The organism is Cupriavidus sp. FW305-46 (genome assembly GCF_058787075.1).
This window is the reverse complement of the sequence record NZ_JBYSZI010000012.1, coordinates 18301-38195: the sequence shown is the minus strand read 5'-3', so window position 1 is coordinate 38195 and position 19895 is coordinate 18301. Positions and strand designations below refer to the sequence as shown.

Genomic DNA, 19895 nt, shown 5'->3' with positions numbered 1-19895 from the left:
CTCAGGCCGTCTTGCCGGCAAACAGGCCCTGCGGCCGGATCGACAGGATCACCACCAGCAGCACGAAGGCGATGATGTCCTTGTAGTCGGTGGAAACGTAGAAGCCGCCGAAGCTCTCGGCCATGCCGATGATCAGCCCGCCGACGATGGCGCCGGGGATGCTGCCCATGCCGCCCAGGATGATGATGACGAAGGCCTTGGTGATCACCAGGTTGCCCATGCTGGGGTAGACCAGGTTGATCGGGGCGTAGAGCGTGGCCGCGATTGCGGCCAGCGCGCCGGAGATGGCAAACACCAGCAGGGTCACGCGGGTGGCGTCGATGCCGACCAGCGCGGCGCCTTCGCGGTTCTGCGCCATGGCCATGATGGTGGCGCCGGTCATGGTGCGCGTCAGGAACAGGTGCAGCATCACCATCAGCGCAAAGGCGGCGCCGATGATCAGCAGGCGCTGCAGCGGTGCGGTCAGCCCGAACACGTCGACGATCTGGCCATAGGGCGTGGGCATGCGGTGGAAGTCCGCGCCCCACAGCGCCTGCGCGCCGGCTTCCAGGAACAGCAGGATGCCGATCGCGGCGATCATGTCGTGCAGCTCGGGCGAGTTGCGCAGCGGGTGGAACACCAGCCGGTCGGCAGCCATCGACAATACGGCCACCACCAGCGCCGCGCCCAGCATCGCCAGCCAGTAGTTCACGCCCAGCGATGTCATCAGGAAGTACGACACATAGGCGCCAGCCATGTAGAAGGCGCCATGCGCGAAGTTGGGCACGTGCAGGATGCCATAGACCAGCGTCAGGCCAAGTGCCACCAGGCTGTAGACGCCTCCCAGCGTCAGGCCGTTCAGGAACTGTTGAAGGAACAATGCCACAGGGGTACCTCGTGCGGTTCGGGAAACCAGGCACGCAGCGGCAAAGGCCGTGCGTGTTCCGTCGCGGCGGCGCCAGGCGCGGCCACGGTCAGGAAGTCAGGGGTGGAACTCAGGCGGGCGGCAGCGCCGGCTCGCGCGCGGTGATGCGCGGGCGGGATGGCCTGGCCCAGGGCGCGCCGTGGCGGTCACGGTGCGGGTGTGCAGATGCGTGTTGCAGGTACTGCATGGTTGTCTCCTGTGCGATGCGGCACGCTGGCCGCCCGGCAAGCCGGGGCACTTGGCCGCGTCGGCGTGGACGGCGGCGTTGCGACCCGGTGACGAGGTGTCGGGAGTATTCCCGCACGATCGTTCGTTTTCACCGACTTTTGCATAGGCGTCGCGGCATCGTCAAGGAAAGCGGCGGAGTATTCCGCACCGCGAAATAGCAGTTGGCGCGTCTCCGGGTAAGCCCGGAGGCTTGCCCCGCCATCCATCGACAAGGCCGATGACCCCTATGCGTTCCCTGCATGGAGAGCAGCCCGCCATTCCTTTGTTGCTGACTTCATTGATGCGACTGCGGATTGCGTGCCCAGCACGTCCTGCGTTCTTTTTGAGAGCATCGCGCAGGCTTCCGTCTGCCGTGGCGGTTGCCTGGTCGGCTTCCTTTATCGCGTGGGCGCTGGTGTAGAAAATCCTAAAAATCAAGAGGAAGGACAGTTCTGTAAAGAGGCCACCCTTCGCCGCTGGTGGCGAACGATGTTTTCGATCGGCCATTACGCTGGGTGCCCGCTGCAGCAATGTCGTGCTTCCTAAATTCCGAGTCTTGACGGGACGCTGCTGGCGGCCGCTCTCTGCAGCATCGCGACAGTTACCCCACGCAGCGCTCAAGGAGCGCCTGGCCGCTGGTTACCGGTGCAGCACAGGTGCGATGCCGGCACACGTAGGCCGCCGGCAGGCCGTTGACCGGGTGCCGCCCCTGGCCGACTGGAACGTCTTCGGCAAATGCGAGGACGCGTGCCGGGAGGTACGTGCGGTGAACGCTCTCGACAAGCGCGGCGGCAGCCGCCTTATCGCCGGCAAGAATGATCCCGAACGGGCCGCGCTGTGCGAAATCCCTGGCGGCCAGGAGGTGCACGAAGCCGGCCGGGGCCGCGGTGGCGGCAGTCCGGTAGTACTGGAATTCGTGCTCGGCAAGCTCGTGGTAGCGATCCTGGCCGGTCAGTTCATGCAAGCGCAAGCAGGCAAAGACGCTGGCTGACATGCCGGACGGCCAGGCGCTGTCGTACGGCGCCCGGGGCCTGTGCACCAATGGCTCGCCATCATGGGGCGTAAAGTACAGTCCGTCGTCCCAGAACTTGTCGAGGATAAGCGCCACGAGTTCGACCGCGCGATCGAGGTATCGCTTGTCGAAGCAGGACTCGTAGAGGTCAAGCAGAGCGTTGGCCAGGAAGGCATAGTCTTCAAGGAACCCCGGCACCCTGGCTGTGCCGTCCTTCCAGGACCGGTACAAGCCGCCGTCCGGCATGGTGAGTTGGTCCTGGATAAAGCTGGCGGCACGCCTTGCGGCGGCGAGGTGTGCTCCGTTGCCGGTCGCCTGGTAAGCCGCACAAAGTCCCTGGATCATCAGACCGTTCCAGCCGGCGAGGATGTTGTCGTCGCGGCTGGGGCGCACGCGTTGGGCACGTGCTGCAAATAGCCGCTCGCGCCAGCGTTCGAGTCGCGCCTCCTCCTGGGGAGTCAGCGTGACCGCCCGGTGGAGCACCGATCTGCCGGCTTCAAAGTTCCCGCTGTCGGTCACGCCGTAGGCGCGACACGCGAGGGCGCCCTCGGATTCGCCCAGCACCGCCTTCACCTCGGCCGGTGTCCAGACATAGAAGCGGCCTTCCTCGCCTTCGCTGTCGGCATCTTCGCCGGCATAGAAGCTGCCATCGGGGTGCGTCATGTCGCGCAGGATGTACGCGATGGTTCCCTCGAATACACGGCGCCAGGCTTGCTTGCCGCTCAGCCTGTAGGCGTTGGCGTACAGCGCGACGAGCTGGCCGTTGTCGTAAAGCATCTTTTCGAAGTGGGGCACCGCCCAGCGTTCGTCGACGCTGTAGCGGGCGAACCCACCGCCGAGCTGGTCATGGATGCCACCGGCCGCCATGCCGTCGAGCGTGCGCTCCAGCGCTTCAAGCAAGGTGGGTTCACCGGTACGTTGATGGATGCGCAACACGAGGTCGTAGGCGCTTGCGTTGGGAAACTTCGGCGCTCCGCCCAACCCGCCATGGGTCGGGTCCGTATTCCGTGCCATGGCGCGGGCTGCTTGCGCGGGCAGGTCCTCGACCTCGGTGGCGGCACGGCCCGGGTCCGCTTCGTCTAGCTGTCGGAACCCCTGCCGAAACTGCTCGACAGTTTTGCTCAGCTCCTGGCGGCGATGCCTCCAGGCTTCGCTCAGGCTCAGCAGCACACGCTCGAACCCTGGGCGACCGTAGCGATCATCCGGCGGAAAGTAGGTGCCACCGAAGAATGGTTCTGCTTGCGGCGTCAGGAACACCGTGAGCGGCCAGCCGCCGCCCTGTCCCATCATCTGCGGGACCTTCTGGTAAATGTCGTCGAGGTCGGGACGCTCCTGCCGATCGACCTTGATGCTGATGAAGCGCTCGTTCATCAGGCCGGCGATCCGGGGATTCTCGAACGATTCGTGCGCCATGACATGGCACCAATGGCATGCGGCGTAGCCGACGGAAAGCAGAACCGGTTTGTCGTCGTCGCGGGCGCGGAGAAAGGCCTCTTCGCACCAGGGATACCAGTCGACCGGATTCTCTGCGTGTTGTCGGAGGTAGGGTGACGTTTCTGAGGCGAGCCGGTTTCCCATCACAGTCTCCAGCCTGGTGCGGTAGGACAACTGTGGCGCAGAACAAGGCCCCCGGCAAGCGATCAGCGCGCCACTGCCACGCCGGCGCCCGGGAGTGCCGGATCAGGCATTCCGTCGTTCAATGTCCGCATAGCCTGGGCGCGCATGTCGCTGGCTCACGCCGGCAGTGCCATTGCGTGGGGAAACCGATTTCAGCGCGTCTTGGCGACTCTTCAGCCAGCCAGCTCGCGGTGCAACGCCACGTATTCCTGCGCCAGCTTGTGGCGCGGATCCAGATGGATCATGGGGGTGGCATGCTGGTGCGATTCGCGGATCTTCACCGATGCAGACAGCCGCGATTCAAGTACTGGCAGGCCCTCGCTTACCAGTTCGTCGACCAGTTTCTGCGGCAAGCTCGCTCGCGGCTGGAACTGGTTGATCACGATCCCCTCGACCTGCAGCCCGTCGTTGTGGTCCTGCTGGATTTCCTTCACGTTATCGAGCAGCGTGTAGAGGGCACGGCGCGAGAAGTCATCGCAATCGAACGGGATCAGGCAGCGCTCCACGGCGATCAGTGCCGAGCGGGTATAGAAATTCAGGGCCGGTGGCGTGTCGATGTAAATGGCGTCATAGACTGCCTCCAGCTCGAGCAGGGCGTCGCGTAGCTTGTAGATCTTGTAGCGCGATTCGAGCTTGCCGTGGAGGGAATCCAGGTCAGGATGCGCGGGCATCACATCGAGGTTCTCGAACGGCGTCGGGTGGATAAAGGACGTAAATTCCACCGGCCTGAAGTTGTAGGTCAGGGAGGTCTCGAAAAAATTCGCCGCGGTCGGACTTGCCTCCGCGGCTTGCGCGCCAAGCAGGTACTGGGTGGAGTTGCCTTGTGCATCCAGGTCAATGACCAGGGTGCGCAAGCCCTCGCTGGCGCTGATCGCCGCGAGATTGCATACAATGGTCGATTTTCCGACCCCACCCTTCTGATTGAACACGACGCGCCGCATATGCCCCTCTGGAGAGAATCGATCCGAAGGCGGCAGCATACCTTAGCGTGAGGTTCTCGGCAGCACCCCGCCTGGCTATGACAACGATTCCGGGGCCGCGATGAGGTGGCGCCTGCGGGCAGGCGGGTGCCAGCGTCAGCCGTCCGATTCCTGCTCGCTGTACCATTGGCGCGTTGAGGTGGTCCCGCGCTTGGGCACCTCGTGGACCAGCCGTGAGCTGCACACCATGCGGCTCACGCCACCGAAAGCATCGACATGGTTGCCGACCTTGCCCGCTCCTGGTTGACCTTCAGTGCGCCCGTGGCCGCTGCACAGGCTGCCGGCCGCCCGCTCGTGGCGCTCGAATCCACCATCATCGCCCACGGCATGCCCTACCCGGAGAACGTTCGCACGGCGCGCAAAGTGGAGGCCCTGATCCGCGACCTGGGCGCCGAGCCCGCGACGATCGCGCTGATTGGCGGGCGAATCCGCATCGGGCTTTCGAACGACGAGCTGGAGCTGCTCGGGCGCTCGGAGCGGGTGCACAAGGTGAGCCGCCGCGACCTGCCAGCCGTGCTGGCCGGCGGCGGGCTCGGCGCCACGACCGTGGCCGGCACGATGATATGTGCCGCGCTGGCGGGCATCGAGGTCTTCGTCACCGGCGGGATTGGCGGTGTGCACCGCGGTGCGCAGGAGACCTTCGACATCTCGGCCGACCTGCAGGAACTGGCCAGGACTTCGGTGGCGGTGGTCTGTGCCGGGGCGAAGTCCATCCTGGACATCGGACTCACGCTGGAATACCTGGAAACACACGGCGTGCCGGTGCTCAGTTGCGAGCAAGACAATGTTGCTGCGTTCTACACGCGCGACAGCGGCTTTCGTGCTGACTTCAGGCTGGACGACGCGGCGGAGCAGGCACGCTTCATCCGCACCAAGTGGGACCTGGGCCTGGCGGGCGGCGTGGTGTTGAGCACACCGGTGCCGCAAGCGGCAGCGATGGCGTCCGGGGAGATCGACGCGCTGACCCAGCAGGCGCTTGCCGAGGCCAGGGCGCAGGGAATCACCGGCAAGGCCGTGACGCCTTTCCTGCTGGCTCGCATCAAGGCGCTGACGAGCGGACGCAGCCTGGCGGCAAACATCGCACTCGTGAAACACAATGCCGAGGTAGGGGCAAGGCTGGCGCTGGCATTGGCACGCGCGGGGCGCGGGGCGGACGCAGCCTAGCCAGGTGAGCAGGCCGGCATCCGCAGGGTGCGGGCGCGCACCTGGCAAGCTGTGTCTGTGCGCCAATGTCGCCTAATCTTGTGTCTTAGCGATCAGCGAGTGGAAGACTCGCCTGAAGTCGCAGCGCGTACACTTTCGATCCGGGGCTGATGGCAGGAGTCATCATCATGCGACTCTCACTAATAGTCAGCGGCGCCATGCTGGCGCTTTCGGCATGTACATTGGAACCGGCCGGAACAGGCGCCTTTACCGTCATGGGGCCGGCCAGCTTCGATCGCACCTTCACGGCGGCTGCCGGGGCCATGCGTGACCAGGGCCTGGCGATCAGCGTCGAGGACCCGGTCAATGGCGTGGTTGTCGGCAGCCTGGATACCAGGACGGTGATGGCCGGGGTTCACCAGCAGGCAGACGGCCACGTGCGCGTGGAATTCGACGGCATGGCTGCACACGATCCGGCGTTGATGGCGCGCATTTCGCGCAGCTACAACCGCCGCATGGGCCGCTGAAGGGCGTCAGAGGCGTCCAGAATCCGCCGTGCGATGCCGTCAAGGGCGCGACGGGATGGACGCCCAAATGACGGGCGCCATCGCGCGTCGCCGCGCTCAGTCGTGGTGGCGATGCTTCTTGTGGCCCTTGTGCTTGCCGCGATTGCCGTTCTTGTGGTCATCGGCATAGTTGTTGCGCGACACATTGCCGCCCAGCGCCGAGCCCGCTGCACCACCGGCCGCGGCACCGACGATGCCGCCGGTTCGGCCGCCCACGGCATTGCCTGCCGCCGCGCCGGCACCACCGCCCAGCGCGCCACCCACGATGGCGCCGGTTCGTTCCTTCTTGTTGGCAGTCACCGCGCCGCCCGCGCCGCCGCCCACCGCGCCGCCGACCACGGCACCTGTGCTGCCGCCCAGTGCGCCACCGACGGCCGCGCCCGCGGCGCCGCCCAAGCCGCCGCCAACGGCGTTCTTCAGGTCATCGGCCAGCGCCGGTGTGGTGGCAGCGGTCAGCAGCAGGGTCAGGCACAGCGCACGAAGTGGTTGTCGAGTCATGTTTTTCCTCAAGGGGGATGGTTGGCGATCCGCCGATGGGGGAGTTTACACGGAGCGGTCCGTGGCGCAGGAAACAGCGACCCCCGGGATGGAGCCGCCACGAGCCGGAAAACAGAAAAGCCCTTCACAATTCGTGGAGGGCTTTTTCAATTCAGGCCGTCATGCGGCGCAGGGCGACTATAGCGGGCGAATCTTTGACGCTTGTGGGCCTTTCTGACCTTGCGTCACTTCAAATTCCACTCTCGCACCTTCCTCCAACGATTTGAACCCGGTGCCCTGGATTTCGCTGTGATGCGCAAACAAGTCCTTGCCGCCATCATCCGGCGTGATGAACCCATAGCCCTTTTCACTGTTAAACCATTTCACGATGCCAGTCGCCATCTCGTCCTCGAAATTTGGTGCACACAGGTTGCGTGTTGAGAAACCCCGCCCCGGAATCGCCGCGTCGCCAAAATATGGTTGAACGCGGTACGGCGCGCCGAAACCCTAGCATACCGAAGAGGAGGGCGGGCAGCATCTGCGGGTTAACCTCTGGGTCGGAGCGCAGATGATGAGGCGGGCGAGTCGCGGTATGGGCTGAGTGCGCAAATTTCCGACCGCGGAATCCGGGAAAATCCCCTCGATCCAGCCTTACTCAGACCAAACGGCATCGACGTCCCGCAGCAGGTGCCCGGCCAGGATGTAGTCGCCGGCCTTCATGGCCTTGGTCTCCAGGGCAACCAGCTCGTTGGCTGCGAGCTGGTCCAATGCAAACTGGCAGTAAAGGTTCCGTTGCCGGAAGGACACCTTCGGCCGGCTGAGGCCGGCAATGAGCGCCGCGAGGGACTTCACGGCAATGCTCTCGTGTCCGCGATATTCCACCCGTATCCCTACCTTGTTACCAAGGCGCCCGAGCTCAATCGCATCCTGCCAACCTGACTCATAGTCGAGCTCGACCAGCGCGACCCCCTCTGCCTCCAGGAGCCTGATGGCTTCCCCTTTGGTTCCAGCCCGAGCCGTTGTCATTTCTGCCTCCACTCACACCCTCCCGCGCGCGGGTCGCCGGTCTGGTTCAACGTGCTACTGAACTCAACTCAACGTCGCCCCGCTCACCTTGACTCTTGGCTTCAGATTTGGAGTCAAGATCCAGCTTAATTCTGACGTAAGAAAAATCTAAGTCAATATAGAATCGCCCTGTAGTCCTGCTACCACCCGCGCAACCGCTCCGGCGACGCGGGTTCTTTTTTTGACACCGAGCGGTCCCCATTCGGCCTGAAGCTCAACGCCTTTTCCCCAGTAGCGACATATTGGTAGCAGACCTCGGCGAGTGGTGCTAATGCAAGCCGTCCGGCCGGTCGGCGAATGGCTGCTCCTGAACCTGGATGCATATCATGTTGCGATATTCGTTGAGCCGCCGCCGCGCACGTTTTGGCAAAGGAAAAAATGCCGGGGATTACGGCAGACATGCTTCCAATCGTATTGAACACAAGGTGGCGAGCAACTAAGATGAACGTTCCGGGTGCGAGACCAAGCACCCGCCAGCCAGAACCTCGCGTCCGAGGCGAAACAAGCGGCCTGTGCAACTCAGGCCGACTGTCGCGGACGGTAGTGAAGTCCCGTAGCAAAAGTACACCTACAGCTTGGGAGACGACTGTGCTGAGTCATCATGAATTCGCCACGCTTGTGCTGGTAAGCGGCAGCTCCGACCCAATGGAGCTTGACCGCGCGGATATGGACGCGCTGCTCGCGCATCAACTGGTTACGCTTGAGCGCCTCGGGCCAAACCACAGCCGCCCTCGGGTGACAATCCAGGGCTACGCTTTTCTGAAGGCCGTCGACCAAGTTCGCGCAAGGGAAGGTCGAGCTCGCCAGGCCTCCTTATGAGCGTATGCCTTAGCTGGTAGCGCCTGCCGGCGTTGGTGCGCTTTCGCCTGATCGGCGTGGCCTGCCAGAGTCGCGATGCAGCAATCGTTATCCACTCGATTTCCGTCCCGTCGGAGCTCCATCGGATGGCTCAGGTGGCGGGTCGCACTTAGGAGACGCAACATGACTCAGTGGTCCCCCGAGCAATTCATGAAGGTCCAGATGGCAGGTATCGAAGCCTTGACCGGGCTGACCGGCAAGGCCTTTGAGGGCTTCGAAAAACTGCTGGAGTTGAATCTGCAGACGATGAAGACGGCGCTGGCTGATTCACGAGAAGGCGCAAAGAAGGCGCTTTCAGTCAAGGACCCGCAAGAACTGGTCGAACTGCAAATCGAGCTATTCCAACCCGCGGCCGCCAATGTATTGGCGTATCGCCGTCAACTGTACGAAATCCTCGCCGCCACCCGGGCGGAGTTCGAGAAAGTCGCCGAGGTTCAATACACGGCAGGCAAGCAGGGTCTGAACGACTTCCTTGGCAGCGTGGTGAACCAAACACCTGCCGGCACGGCGGCGGCGCCATTTGCTGCCTGGCAGGAGGCCGTCAACGCGACCACGACGCTCTATGAGTCGATGCAAACGACGGTAAAACAGGCCGCGCAAGTGGCCGAGAGCAGTTTCAATACTGCTGCGCAGGTGGCCTCGAAAGGCATGCAACGTCGTGCATCCCACGCCTCAAAGGCAGCTGCGAACTAAGTCGGCCTTGGCTCCTGAGGGAGCCAGACGAGGTGGAGCGCTGGGGGCGGTCATGTGCTTTGCACCGCCGCCGGCCTAAACTTCCTTCGTGTCGAATATAAGCATGTCAACGCCGGCCTGGGCAAAATTGGCCAGGTCAGCTGCTGCTGCGGCGCCCTCAGGCGAAGCCATCGCCTGCTGGAGCGCCGGCAGCGAATCGAAGCTCAGCACCGCAACCAGGTGAAACGGCGAAGCACCGGCCGGGCTTGCAACCGGGCCGCTGCTGACCTCGTAGCGTCGCAGGCCGGTGATCTTCTTTGCGATCGGAATATGGGTCGAGAAGTAGTATGAATCAAACGCCGCCGTGTCCGCAGGCTTCTTGTAAAGCACCATTAGCTTTGCCATCGTTGTTCCTCAAAACGTGGGTTTGATATAGCGCAAGCTTGCAAGTGTATCGTCCCTATAGCGGGTGAACCCATTTCTGTCAGAGGATCGGGCTGGCCAGTTTCTTCATGCTACGATTTTCCTATCTGAAGCGGAGGTCGTCATGACAATCGAAAGCTACCAGGGCTACATCGTCCGCGGCTTTGCCAAGCAGCTTGGCGATGGATCGTTCGAGGCATCCGGTGCGGTTGAGAAGGACGGCCGCATCGAGGAGGGATCGGATCCGTTGGGGTACTACCCCTCGTTTGAGCGTGCTGCGGCAGCCGGCATTGCCTGGGCGAAAGCGTGGGTAGATGATCACGGCTGAACCCTTCCGAACTCACCAAGGCCGGCTTGCAGCCTTTTGCGGCTAGGCCAAATCGTTTCGATCGTCCCACCTGTCTCAGAAGGTGGCTGGCGAGTTCACCCACAGCACCCTGGCCACCACGTCGCCCACATTGCGGTAGCCATGCGGCACCTGGCTGGAGAACGTGAAAGCATCGCCCGGGCCGATCAGGTAGACGTCGTCGCCGAGCATCAGTTCGAGCTGTCCTTCGAGCACGTAGCCCACTTCCTCGCCCTGGTGCTCGATCTGCCCGTCGCTGGCCTCGCCAGGCCAGACGATGTGGATGTTGGCTTGGAGCAGGCCGCCACGTTTGGGCAGCACCACGCGTTCGAGCGCGACGCCGCCGGCCCGGATCACAGGGCGTTCACCATGCCGCAGGATCGGCGACTGGTTTGGCTCCCCGTCGCTGGTCAGCGCGCCGATATTGGTGTCCAGCGCCACGGCCAGCCGGTGCAGCGTGGCAAACGACGGGGTGGCCAGCCCGCGCTCAATCTTTGAAATCAGGCTTTCCGAGCAGCCCGCCTTCCCGGCGAGCTGCAGCAGCGTGTAGCCGGCCACCAGCCGGGCGTGGCGCAGCTTGACGCCAAGCGTCAGGGTGGCCGACTTGCTGTCGGCCGCTTCAGGTGTGGGTTGCTCGGTCTTTGCCATGCAGGCTCGGAATTGATTGGACTTGGATCGGCCGCCAGGCGCCGTACGTCAATGTGTTCAGCGGCTGGCCAGTTCGGCGACAGTGTAAGCCAGTGCCTGGGCCCCAAGGAACAGGTCGGCACCTGCCGTATCTTCGGCGGCATTGTGGCTGATGCCCCCTTTGCTCGGCACGAAGATCATCGCCGTGGGGCAATGGTCGGCCAGGTACATGGCGTCGTGGAACGCGCCGGAGGTCAGCCGCATCGGCAGCGCGCGGCCGGCGTTGCCGCTGGCACGCGCGCAGGCGCGTTCGATGGTGCCCAGCATGGCCTCGGGGAAATGCGTCGGCTCGCGATGGAAGAAGCGCGTGACCGTAACCGCTTCGGGCGCATGCGCATGCCTGACGCACGCCGCGCGCAGTGCCGCTTCGGCGCGGTCCAGCGCGGCGTCGTCAAGGCAGCGCATATCGACCGTGAACGTGACGTGGCCGGGAATGGTGTTGACCGAGTTTGGCGCCACGCTCCAGCGGCCCAGCGTCAGGCGCAGTTCGGGAGTGCCGGGGGCGGCCGCATGGCGCGGCGCCAGCGCGTACAGGTCTTGCGCGATGGCCACGGCCGCGGCCATCGCATCGCATCGTACCGCCATCGGCGTGGTGCCGGCATGGGCCATCGTACCCGTGCATTCCACGCGGAACCAGCGCACCGCCTGGATGCCGGTGACCACGCCCAGCGGCACATTTGCGCCTTCCAGCACCGGCCCCTGTTCGATGTGCAGTTCGACGCATGCCGCCATGGGCCGCGCCATCGGCACCCTGTTCACGTCGTGGCTTTGCGCCAGCGCGGCATCGAGCGCCTCGCCGAAGCGGATGCCGGCCGCGTCGGCCACGTCGCGATAGCCTGCCAGCCGGGCCGGTTCGACGAAGGCGCTCGAACCCATCGCGCCGGGACCGAAGCGGCTGCCTTCCTCGTTGGTCCAGGACACGACCTCGATGGGGCGCAAGGTCTCGATGCCGGCCGCGTTGAGCGCAGCAATCACTTCCAGGCCGGCCAGCACGCCGTACGCGCCGTCGTACTTGCCGCCCACCGGCTGGGTATCGGCGTGGCTGCCGGTCAGCACCGGCGGCAGGTCTTCGCGGCCGGGGCGGCGGAAGAACAGGTTGCCGCAATCGTCGATGCCGACGGTGCAGCCCAGCGCGCGTGCCTGGTCGATCAGGTGGCGCCGGGCGGCCAGGTCGGTCGCGGTCAGCGTTTCGCGGGAAACGCCGCCGTCGTGGCGCAGGCCAAAGCGGGCCAGGGCTGCCAGCGATGCGGCCAGGCGCCCGGCGCCCACATGATCCTGCGCGCGTTCGGCAATGGCTTGTGCGTTGACGAGGGTGGGCGGGTTCGATACGGTCAATTTGGTCTCCAGATATCAGGCAAGGCTGGTGCCAAGCGCCTGCTCAAGGCGATGAGCCACGCCGAGCACGCGGGCATCGGCATGGCGCGGCCCGGTCACGGTCACGCCAACCGGCATGCCGGTGGCGCCGGTGCCCGTCGGCACATGGACGCACGGGGTGCCCAGCAGCGACCACATGCGGCAGAAGATTGGATCGCCGGTGGCGCCCAGGCCAGCTGGCGCTTCGCCTTCGGCGCTCGGGGCCAGCACGACGTCGAATCCGGCCATCGCCATGTTGAACGCCGTGCGCGCCGCTTCCGCGTGGGCCAGCGCGAAGTGGAAGCGCTGGCCGGTGACGGCGCGGCCCGCTTCGAGCTGGCGCGCGAAAGCCGCGCTGAAGCCTTCTGCGTGCTCGCGTGCTTCCGGCGCGAATGCGGCGAGTGCCTCGAATGCCATGATGTCCATTTGGGCTTCAGTCAGCCCGTGGCAAGCCTGCGGCAGGTCGAAGTCGCGCACCGTGCCACCGATGCATTCGAGCGCACGGATCGCGGTGTCCAGCGCGGCTTGGGTATCGGCACTGGCGCGTTCCCAATGCGGCGTGCGGCAAATGCCAATGCGCAGCGGCGCGTGGTGTAGCGTGGACGCGTCCGCTACCGCGGCATCGCGCGCCAGGGTGCCGATGAAGAGGGCCGCGTCGTCCACGCGGCGGGCCAGCACGCCCACCGTATCCAGGCTCGGTGCCAGTGGCTTGATGCCGGCCAGCGGCAGCGTGCCATGGGTGGGCTTGTAGCCCACCACGCCGCAATAGGCGGCCGGCCGGATGATCGATCCCGCGGTCTGTGTGCCGAAGGCCAGCGGCACCATGCCTGCGGCGACGGCGGCGGCCGATCCGCTCGACGAACCGCCGGGGGTGCGGGGCCTGTCCGCCGGCGCGCGCGAGTTGCGGGTCGGCCCCGGCTGAAACGTGGCGAATTCGGTGGTGACGGTCTTGCCGACCACGACCGCGCCCGCCGACCGGGCCAGTGCCACCGCCGCCGCATCCACGCCCGGCCGATGTCCGGGGTATATCGGCGAACCATAAGTGGTCGGCATGTCGGCGGTATCCATCAGGTCCTTGACGCCAAGCGGGACGCCCGGCAACGCGCCTGACGCGCCGCCGGCATCCAGCCGCCGCGCCTGCGCCAGGGCGGTGTCGGCACCCACATGCTGCCAGGCCAGAATGCCTGAGTCTTGCGCCGCAATGCGGGCCAGTGCCGCACGGACCACCGCTTCGGCGCTCAGTTCGCGCCGGGACACCATCTGCGCCAGGGTGCGGACCGGAAGATCGAGGAAGTCGTCCATCGCCTGTTCTCCAGGTCAGCCGAAATAGGCCGCGCGAACCTCATCGTTCTCGCGCAGCGCCTGCGCGGTGCCCTGGGCCACGACACGGCCCTGGCTCAGCACATAGCCCTGGTGTGAGATGGCCAGCGTCTGGCGCGCGTTCTGTTCCACCAGCAGCACCGTCATGCCCAGTTCGTTGATCTGCTGGATGACCTTGAAATTCTCCTTCACATAGAGCGGCGACAGGCCCAGCGACGGCTCGTCGATGACCAGCAGCCGCGGCTGCGCCATCAGTCCGCGCCCGATCGACACCATCGCCTGTTCGCCGCCGGACATGGTGCCGGCGAGCTGGCCCGCGCGCTCGCGCAGCCGGGGGAAGATCGTGTACACGCGCTCGATGCGCTCGCGCACCCTGGCCGGGTCCGCCTCAAGGAAGGCGCCCAGCGCAAGGTTTTCAGCCACCGTCATGCGCGGGAACACCTTGCGGCCTTCGGGAATGCAGGAGATGCCGCGTGCGATGATGTTGTGGGTCTTCTCTCCCGCGATGTCCGTGCCGTCCCACAGGATGCGCCCCTGGCGCGGCGGCGTCAGGCCCAGGATCGAGCGGATCAGCGTGCTCTTGCCGGCGCCGTTGGCGCCAAGGATGCAGGTGATCTTGCCCGGCGGCACCTCGATCGAGACATCGTGCAGGACGTTGACCTTGTCATAGCCCGTGGTCAGCCCTTCCACGCGCAGTGTGCTGTCGCTCATGCGGCTTCCTCCCCCAGATAGGCGGTCTGCACGTCGGGATCGGCGGTAATCTCGGCGTAGGTTCCCTCGGCAATCTTCTTGCCGTAATTCAGCACGATGCAGCGGTCGGTGATGCGCTCGATCACGTTCATTTCGTGCTCGATCAGCACCACCGACAGGTCCTGCAGCTTGCCGCGCACCTGCAGGATGTCGTCCATCAGCTCGTGGGTCTCGTCATGCGTCATACCCGCCGAAGGCTCGTCGAGCAGCAGCAGGCGAGGGCGGCTCATCAGGGCCCGGCACACCTCGATGCGGCGGCGGTCGATCATCGTGAACGTTTCCACCGGCTCGAACAGCCGCGCCACCAGCGGCGGGCTGAAGATGCCCAGCAGGTCGCGCACCGACTCCACGTAGCGTTCGTACTCGGCGCGGAACGCCTTGCGCCGGAACAGGTTGAAGACCAGCCCGTGCCGCATGTTCTGGTAATCGCCGATCACGATGTTGTCGAACACCGTCAGCGGCAGCGACAAGCGCGAACGCTGGAACGTCCGCGCCACGCCGCTGCGGTAGATCTGCTGCGGCGTCTTGCCGATGACGTTGTTGCTGTCATAGGTAATGGTTCCGGCGCTGGCCTTGTACAGTCCCGTCAGCACGTTGAAGAACGTGGTCTTGCCGGAGCCGTTGGGGCCCAGCAGGCCCAGGATCTCGCCACGGCGGATCTCGAGCTGGAGGTTGTCCAGCGCGGTCAGGCCGCCAAAGCGCATGGTCAGGCCGCGCACCTGGATCATTGCGTCGCTCATTGCGCATCCTCCCGGGGAAAGAACAGGCGGGTCTTGCGCGGCATCAGGCCGTCCGGGCGGAACAGCAGGATGGCGATGACCAGCGCCGCATAGAACAGGAAGCGGTATTCCTGGATGAACTGCAGCTTTTCGGGCAGCACCAGCACGATGATGGCCGCCGGCACCAGGCCCACCACGTTGCCGAGGCCGCCCAGGATCACGATCGACAGCATCAGCAGCGAGTCGGCGAAGGTGAAGTTGTTGGGCGCCACGAACGCAGTGACCATGCCGTAGACACTGCCGGCGATGCCGGCAAAGAAGTTGCCGAGCATGAACGCAATCACCTTCCACCGGGCGATGTGCAGGCCGAACGCGGCGGCGGCGGTCTCGTCGGTGCGCACCACGTCCATCGCCAGGCCTACCCACGAGCGCTCCAGCGCCTTGACCACGGCAAAGGTGCCCGCGCAGATCAGCAGGCTCAGCAGCGCATAGCTGGCGTAGAACGACACGTCCACGCCGAACAGTGTCACGCCCTCATTGAACGCGAAGCCGAACAGCGTCATCCCGGGAACCTGCAGGCCCTGCGGCCCGCCCAGCACGTCGTTGACCTCAAGGAAGGTCTTGAACAGGATGCCGAACGCGATGGTCACCAGCGCCGCATAGTGGCCGCGCGTGCGCAGCACGGGCGCAACCAGCACCGAGCCGATCACGGCCGCTGCCAGGCCGGACAGCACGATCACCAGCACGTGGGGAATGCCCGTGTGCGTGGCCAGCACGGCCGTGGTGTAGGCGCCGATGCCAAAGAACGCCGCGCCCGCGAAATTGGACACGCCGGAAAACCCGAGCTGGACGGTCAGCCCCAGGCAGGCGGTGGTGTAGAGCAGCACCGCGCACAGCATCAGCAGGACGAAATGGCTCTCATGGAACAGCGCGACCAGTGCCAGCGTGCCGGTCAGCGCCCATAGCCTGGACTGGCCTGGCCGCCGCGCTGCTGCCTGCTCCACGGCCTGCGTCAGGCCCAGCCGGCCCGCCGCGAACAGCGCGGCCCCGGCCAGCGCCAGCAGCACGGCTACCGCCAGTTGCGATTCCGCATGCAGGAAGAAGTAGAGATAGGCCACCATGGCGATGGCCGAGATGGCCAGCACCATGGCCGGGCGCCGCTGCGGGCCCTCGGCCGTGGCGGCGGAGGCCGCCGGCAGCGGCTTCGAGACGTTGTCAGACACGTTCACTGGCTTTCTCCGCGATGAGTCCGGTCGGCTTCCAGGCCATCAGCACGATGACCACGGCAAAGGCAAATACGTCCTTGTAGGCGCTCGGGATGTCGGGCACCAGGGCCGGCAGCATGGCACTGCCCAGTACCTGCAGCGCCGCAAACAGGAAGCCGCCGAGGATGGCGCCGTAGATATTGCCGAGCCCGCCCAGGATGGCAGCGGCAAAGCCGATCACCCCGAGCAGCAGCCCGACGTTGAAGTTGATCTCGTTGTAGTAGAGGCCGTTCATCACGCCCGCCAGTGCCGCCATGGCGGAACCCAGCGCAAACGTGACCAGTACCACCACCTCGAAGTTGATGCCCATCAGCCGGGCCGTTTCGCCATCCTGGGCCACGGCACGAATGGCCATGCCAAAGCGCGTGCGGGTGATCAGCAGATGCACGCCGAGGATGATGGCCACGCCGGCGGCCAGCAGGATCAGGTTGTCCGCGCGGATGGAGAGCGCGCCGATGGTGAACTCGCCAGCGGGCAGCAGCGCGGGAAACGGCTTCGGGTTCGAGCCGTCCGGGTAGAACAGCCGGACCGCCTCACGCAGCACCGTGCCCAGCATCAGCGTGGCCAGCAGCGTGTTCAGCGGCGGCGCACGGCGCAGCGGCAGGATCAGGACGCGGGCGATGCCGGCGCCCAGCAGGCCGGTCACCGTCACCGCGCACACCACGATGGCCAGCAGCTGCAGCCACGGGGAATCCACGTGCATCGCCACCACGCCGGCTGATGCCGCCAGCCCGGCAAACGCGCCCACCATCAGCACATCGCCATGAGAAAACTTGATCACGTCGAGCACGCCGAAGAACAGCGTGAACCCTACCGCCACCATTGCGTAGATCATCCCGAGCATCAGCCCGTTAAAGACATACTGCCCTAATACACTCATCGGTATCCCCCGAATTCCGGATGCCCAGGCGGGCGCGGGGCCGGGCGGGGGGCAGGCGCGCCCCGAACCCGGCCGCCATGCTTACAGGCCGGTCAGCTTCTTCTTGCCCTTGCCGTAGGTGCTGTCTTCCCAGATCACCCACTTGCCGTCTTCCACCACATACTTGGTGATCAGCGGCACCACGTTCTGGCCGTGGTCGTCGAAGGTGACCTTGCCGATGATGGTGTTCACGTCCCTGGTGCCGTTCAGCACATCACGCACCTTCTTGCGGTCCGGGCCCACCTTTTCCACGGCGTCCATGATCAGGTTGGCCGCGGCAAACGCAAACGGTCCGTACGCTTCGGGCGGTTCACCGTATTTCTGCTGCGTGTAGCGTTCCATGAAGAACTGGCCGCCCGCCAGCTTCTCTACCGGCGCGCCTTCGATGAACGCCAGCGAACCCTCCGACAGCGACTTGCCCACGCCTTCGATATAGGCATCGGACTTGATACCCGACGTGCCCTCGAACTGGGCCTTGATGCCGAGCTTGTCCATCTGCGTGCGGATGCGCACGCCGAGCGGCGTGAGGCCGCCGAAATACACCACGTCGGGCTTCAGTTCGCGGATCTTGGTCAGCTCCGTGGTGAAGTCCTGCTGATCGGCTGTGACGCCGAACGTGCCGACGATGGTGCCGCCGTCCTTCTTCAGGAACTCGCTGAAATACTTGTTGTGGCCCTTGCCGTAGTCGGTGGTGTCATGGATGATCGCCCACTTCCTGTAGCCCAGCCCGGTCATGAATTTGGCCGCCACTTCGCTCTGGTTGATCATCGTGCCGTTGACGCGATGGATCTCCTTGAACTTGTTGCCGTAGGTGACCTCGGGCAGCACGGCGCCCCACACCACGGCGGGCATGCCGAAGCGGCTGTAGACGCCCACTGTGCCCATGGCCACGGCCGAGCAGAAGTGCGTCACGCCGGCAACGATGGACTTGTCCGCCGCGATCTTGGTCGCCACCTGCACGCCGACGTTCGGCCGGCATTCGTCGTCCTGCACCACCAGTTCATAGGTGTACCTGGCCTTCGGGTCCGCATTGCGCAAGCGCACGGCCAGGTCCGCGGAATTGCGTCCGCCCAGGCCGATCGACGACACGCCACCGGTCAGCGGACCGACAAAGGCAATCTTGACGACATCCTTGGCCTGCGCCGGTGCTGCCGTCAGGACCATTCCGGTCGCCGCGGCTGCCATGGCGGCGGCTACTGCAGTGTGTTTCTTGCGCACTCTCTTTCCCCCTGGGTTGCATGGACAAATTGGACGAACCGCTGGCGCGGCGTCACGGACCCGAACCGATGCAAGGCGCCCGCGGACGCCCGGGAAAGCTCTTGGAAAGCTGCCTGCACCATATTCAAGTCACTTGAATACTATGCAACAGCCATGCCACCTTTCAACGAGCGAAAACCCGTAGCTTGCATGGGGGTCTGGGGAAATGAGGGGGAGCCCATGCTCAATCTGGGCGCATGGGCGCACGGTTGCGGTGCGCCGGGGAGCAAAACAAGGGAAGAAACATAGGGCCGTACGTAGGTGCTGTTTGGGGCACTTTCATTGCATCTCGCAGGCACCCACACAGATGCAGGTAGCGGTAGGTAGTGATGGCCGCCAACCGCGCGTCTGGCCGACACCCGGCATCGGCCAGCCCTGCGGCAACCGCCGTGCGCTACTGGTCTGCCTTCGCCCCCGACCGCCGCACGATTTCCGCCCATTTCCTGCCTTCGGAAGCGTTGTAGCGGGCAAAGTCGCCGGGTGAAGAGCCGACCGGCTCGGCGCCCATGTCGGCATATTGCTGCCGCACATCGGGCCGTTTCAGCGCGCTGGCCGCATGCGCGGCCAGCTTTTCCACGACCGGGGCCGGCGTGCCGCGCGGCGCCCACAGGCCGTACCAGGTGCTGATGTCGAAGCCGGGCAGGCCGGACTCGGCGACAGTGGGCACGTTTGGCAGCGCGCTCGCGCGGCGCTCGGTGGTCACGGCAACGGCACGCAGCTTGCCGGACTTGATGAAGGGCATCGCCGACGGCATGGAATCAAACATCAGCTGGATCTGGCCGCCCATCAGGTCCGTCAGCGCCGGCGCGCTGCCCTTGTACGGCACATGCTGCATCGGCACTTTTGCCGCCAGCTTGAACGATTCGCCGGCCAGGTGCTGGGCCGAGGCATTGCCCGCCGAGCCGAAATTGAGCGCACCGCCCTGGCTATTGGCGTAGGCGATCAGGTCCTGCACGGTCTTCACCGGCGATGCGTTGTTGACCACCAGCACCAGCGGCACGTCGGCCAGCTGCGTGATCGGCACGAAGTCCCTGAATGAGTCATAGCGCATCTTCGGCTGGATGCTGGGGTTGATCACATGCAGCGAGGCATTGGCCAGGATGGTGTAGCCGTCGGCGGGCGCGCGCGCCACGGCTTCGGCGCCGATCATGCCGCTGGCGCCGGGTTTGTTGTCGACCACCACGCTCTGGCCCAGGCTCTCGCCCATCTTGACCGCGACCACGCGCGCGAGCAGGTCGGTGGGGCCGCCGGCGGGGTAGGGCAGCACCATGCGCACGGGATGCTGCGGAAAGTCCTGCGCGCCCGCGGCGGCCGGCAGCGCGGCAGCGGCTGCCGCCAGCATCAGTGCGGCGCGC

The 19895-nt window shown here is 65.2% G+C and carries 20 protein-coding genes; 4 read left to right on the top strand and 16 right to left on the bottom strand.

From position 1 onward, the window contains the following. Position 1 precedes the first annotated feature (1 nt). The 3 genes from AC3WON_RS08190 to AC3WON_RS08180 all read right to left on the bottom strand — a co-directional run bounded on the left by AC3WON_RS08190 (position 2) and on the right by AC3WON_RS08180 (position 4681). Positions 2-865 carry a branched-chain amino acid ABC transporter permease gene (locus tag AC3WON_RS08190; RefSeq protein ID WP_492317317.1) on the bottom strand — a complete coding sequence of 288 codons (864 nt, stop codon included), beginning with the start codon at positions 863-865 and terminating at the stop codon, positions 2-4. Between the two features lie 847 nt (positions 866-1712). After that, complete coding sequence (locus AC3WON_RS08185) at positions 1713-3701, bottom strand: thioredoxin domain-containing protein (protein WP_492351577.1); 1989 nt, start codon at positions 3699-3701, stop codon at positions 1713-1715. 212 nt (positions 3702-3913) lie between these two features. Then, on the bottom strand, positions 3914-4681 hold the full coding sequence (locus AC3WON_RS08180) for a ParA family protein (RefSeq protein WP_492317437.1): 768 nt from the start codon (positions 4679-4681) through the stop codon (positions 3914-3916). A gap of 255 nt (positions 4682-4936) precedes the next feature. Here AC3WON_RS08180 and AC3WON_RS08175 point away from each other — a divergent pair, with 255 nt between their 5' ends. Continuing rightward, on the top strand, positions 4937-5884 hold the full coding sequence (locus tag AC3WON_RS08175) for a pseudouridine-5'-phosphate glycosidase (RefSeq protein ID WP_492351576.1): 948 nt from the start codon (positions 4937-4939) through the stop codon (positions 5882-5884). Positions 5885-6051: 167 nt separating this feature from the next. Continuing rightward, positions 6052-6390, top strand: coding sequence for a penicillin-binding protein (locus AC3WON_RS08170; RefSeq protein WP_492317320.1), 339 nt, complete (start codon positions 6052-6054; stop codon positions 6388-6390). Positions 6391-6486: 96 nt separating this feature from the next. Here the strand turns inward: AC3WON_RS08170 and AC3WON_RS08165 are convergent, their stop codons facing one another. The 3 genes from AC3WON_RS08165 to AC3WON_RS08155 all read right to left on the bottom strand — a co-directional run bounded on the left by AC3WON_RS08165 (position 6487) and on the right by AC3WON_RS08155 (position 7932). Continuing rightward, positions 6487-6927, bottom strand: coding sequence for a hypothetical protein (locus tag AC3WON_RS08165; RefSeq protein ID WP_492317321.1), 441 nt, complete (start codon positions 6925-6927; stop codon positions 6487-6489). Positions 6928-7104: 177 nt separating this feature from the next. Further along, the gene (locus AC3WON_RS08160; protein WP_010812734.1) at positions 7105-7308 is read right to left on the bottom strand and encodes a cold-shock protein; all 204 of its coding nucleotides are present in this window, start codon (positions 7306-7308) and stop codon (positions 7105-7107) included. A 249-nt stretch (positions 7309-7557) separates the two neighbouring features. After that, positions 7558-7932: a PHA-granule associated protein 4 gene (locus AC3WON_RS08155; RefSeq protein ID WP_492317322.1), complete on the bottom strand. Its 375-nt coding sequence runs from the start codon at positions 7930-7932 to the stop codon at positions 7558-7560. Positions 7933-8952: 1020 nt separating this feature from the next. Between AC3WON_RS08155 and AC3WON_RS08150 the strand changes: the two genes are divergently transcribed. Beyond that, entirely contained in the window at positions 8953-9522 is a 570-nt protein-coding gene (locus AC3WON_RS08150; protein ID WP_492317323.1) for a phasin family protein, read from the top strand. A 75-nt stretch (positions 9523-9597) separates the two neighbouring features. On the opposite strand, the gene AC3WON_RS08145 is transcribed toward AC3WON_RS08150, so the two are convergent. Then, positions 9598-9906 carry an EthD family reductase gene (locus AC3WON_RS08145; protein WP_492317324.1) on the bottom strand — a complete coding sequence of 103 codons (309 nt, stop codon included), beginning with the start codon at positions 9904-9906 and terminating at the stop codon, positions 9598-9600. A 142-nt stretch (positions 9907-10048) separates the two neighbouring features. Between AC3WON_RS08145 and AC3WON_RS08140 the strand changes: the two genes are divergently transcribed. Beyond that, the gene (locus AC3WON_RS08140; RefSeq protein ID WP_010812739.1) at positions 10049-10252 is read left to right on the top strand and encodes a hypothetical protein; all 204 of its coding nucleotides are present in this window, start codon (positions 10049-10051) and stop codon (positions 10250-10252) included. 75 nt (positions 10253-10327) lie between these two features. On the opposite strand, the gene AC3WON_RS08135 is transcribed toward AC3WON_RS08140, so the two are convergent. The 9 genes from AC3WON_RS08135 to AC3WON_RS08095 form a co-directional block, all read right to left on the bottom strand. Beyond that, on the bottom strand, positions 10328-10918 hold the full coding sequence (locus AC3WON_RS08135) for a helix-turn-helix domain-containing protein (RefSeq protein ID WP_492317325.1): 591 nt from the start codon (positions 10916-10918) through the stop codon (positions 10328-10330). 57 nt (positions 10919-10975) lie between these two features. After that, the gene (locus AC3WON_RS08130) at positions 10976-12292 is read right to left on the bottom strand and encodes a M20 family metallo-hydrolase (protein ID WP_492317326.1); all 1317 of its coding nucleotides are present in this window, start codon (positions 12290-12292) and stop codon (positions 10976-10978) included. A 15-nt stretch (positions 12293-12307) separates the two neighbouring features. Next, positions 12308-13612 carry an amidase gene (locus tag AC3WON_RS08125; protein ID WP_492351575.1) on the bottom strand — a complete coding sequence of 435 codons (1305 nt, stop codon included), beginning with the start codon at positions 13610-13612 and terminating at the stop codon, positions 12308-12310. A gap of 15 nt (positions 13613-13627) precedes the next feature. Next, positions 13628-14341: an ABC transporter ATP-binding protein gene (locus tag AC3WON_RS08120; RefSeq protein ID WP_492317328.1), complete on the bottom strand. Its 714-nt coding sequence runs from the start codon at positions 14339-14341 to the stop codon at positions 13628-13630. Continuing rightward, on the bottom strand, positions 14338-15120 hold the full coding sequence (locus tag AC3WON_RS08115; RefSeq protein WP_492351574.1) for an ABC transporter ATP-binding protein: 783 nt from the start codon (positions 15118-15120) through the stop codon (positions 14338-14340). Before AC3WON_RS08115 ends, AC3WON_RS08120 begins: the two co-directional genes overlap by 4 nt. Further along, entirely contained in the window at positions 15117-16328 is a 1212-nt protein-coding gene (locus AC3WON_RS08110) for a branched-chain amino acid ABC transporter permease (RefSeq protein ID WP_492351573.1), read from the bottom strand. The genes AC3WON_RS08115 and AC3WON_RS08110 overlap by 4 nt, the downstream gene beginning before the upstream one ends. After that, on the bottom strand, positions 16315-17244 hold the full coding sequence (locus tag AC3WON_RS08105; RefSeq protein WP_013953596.1) for a branched-chain amino acid ABC transporter permease: 930 nt from the start codon (positions 17242-17244) through the stop codon (positions 16315-16317). Before AC3WON_RS08105 ends, AC3WON_RS08110 begins: the two co-directional genes overlap by 14 nt. Before the next feature lie 81 nt (positions 17245-17325). Further along, positions 17326-18501, bottom strand: a complete 1176-nt coding sequence (locus AC3WON_RS08100) for a branched-chain amino acid ABC transporter substrate-binding protein (protein WP_492317331.1) — start codon at positions 18499-18501, stop codon at positions 17326-17328. A gap of 433 nt (positions 18502-18934) precedes the next feature. Further along, a complete protein-coding gene (locus tag AC3WON_RS08095) occupies positions 18935-19882 on the bottom strand; it encodes a tripartite tricarboxylate transporter substrate binding protein (protein ID WP_492317438.1) in 948 nt (315 codons plus the stop codon). Between the last annotated feature and the right edge of the window lie 13 nt (positions 19883-19895).

Bases quoted from the DNA above. Each gene is read 5' to 3' on its own strand.
- AC3WON_RS08185 (WP_492351577.1), bottom strand. From the start codon at position 3,701: ATGGGAAACCGGCTCGCCTCAGAAACGTCACCCTACCTCCGACAACAC.
- AC3WON_RS08180 (WP_492317437.1), bottom strand. From the start codon at position 4,681: ATGCGGCGCGTCGTGTTCAATCAGAAGGGTGGGGTCGGAAAATCGACC.
- AC3WON_RS08175 (WP_492351576.1), top strand. From the start codon at position 4,937: ATGGTTGCCGACCTTGCCCGCTCCTGGTTGACCTTCAGTGCGCCCGTG.
- AC3WON_RS08170 (WP_492317320.1), top strand. From the start codon at position 6,052: ATGCGACTCTCACTAATAGTCAGCGGCGCCATGCTGGCGCTTTCGGCA.
- AC3WON_RS08165 (WP_492317321.1), bottom strand. From the start codon at position 6,927: ATGACTCGACAACCACTTCGTGCGCTGTGCCTGACCCTGCTGCTGACC.
- AC3WON_RS08160 (WP_010812734.1), bottom strand. From the start codon at position 7,308: ATGGCGACTGGCATCGTGAAATGGTTTAACAGTGAAAAGGGCTATGGG.
- AC3WON_RS08155 (WP_492317322.1), bottom strand. From the start codon at position 7,932: ATGACAACGGCTCGGGCTGGAACCAAAGGGGAAGCCATCAGGCTCCTG.
- AC3WON_RS08150 (WP_492317323.1), top strand. From the start codon at position 8,953: ATGACTCAGTGGTCCCCCGAGCAATTCATGAAGGTCCAGATGGCAGGT.
- AC3WON_RS08145 (WP_492317324.1), bottom strand. From the start codon at position 9,906: ATGGCAAAGCTAATGGTGCTTTACAAGAAGCCTGCGGACACGGCGGCG.
- AC3WON_RS08140 (WP_010812739.1), top strand. From the start codon at position 10,049: ATGACAATCGAAAGCTACCAGGGCTACATCGTCCGCGGCTTTGCCAAG.
- AC3WON_RS08135 (WP_492317325.1), bottom strand. From the start codon at position 10,918: ATGGCAAAGACCGAGCAACCCACACCTGAAGCGGCCGACAGCAAGTCG.
- AC3WON_RS08125 (WP_492351575.1), bottom strand. From the start codon at position 13,612: ATGGACGACTTCCTCGATCTTCCGGTCCGCACCCTGGCGCAGATGGTG.
- AC3WON_RS08120 (WP_492317328.1), bottom strand. From the start codon at position 14,341: ATGAGCGACAGCACACTGCGCGTGGAAGGGCTGACCACGGGCTATGAC.
- AC3WON_RS08115 (WP_492351574.1), bottom strand. From the start codon at position 15,120: ATGAGCGACGCAATGATCCAGGTGCGCGGCCTGACCATGCGCTTTGGC.
- AC3WON_RS08105 (WP_013953596.1), bottom strand. From the start codon at position 17,244: ATGAGTGTATTAGGGCAGTATGTCTTTAACGGGCTGATGCTCGGGATG.
- AC3WON_RS08095 (WP_492317438.1), bottom strand. From the start codon at position 19,882: ATGCTGGCGGCAGCCGCTGCCGCGCTGCCGGCCGCCGCGGGCGCGCAG.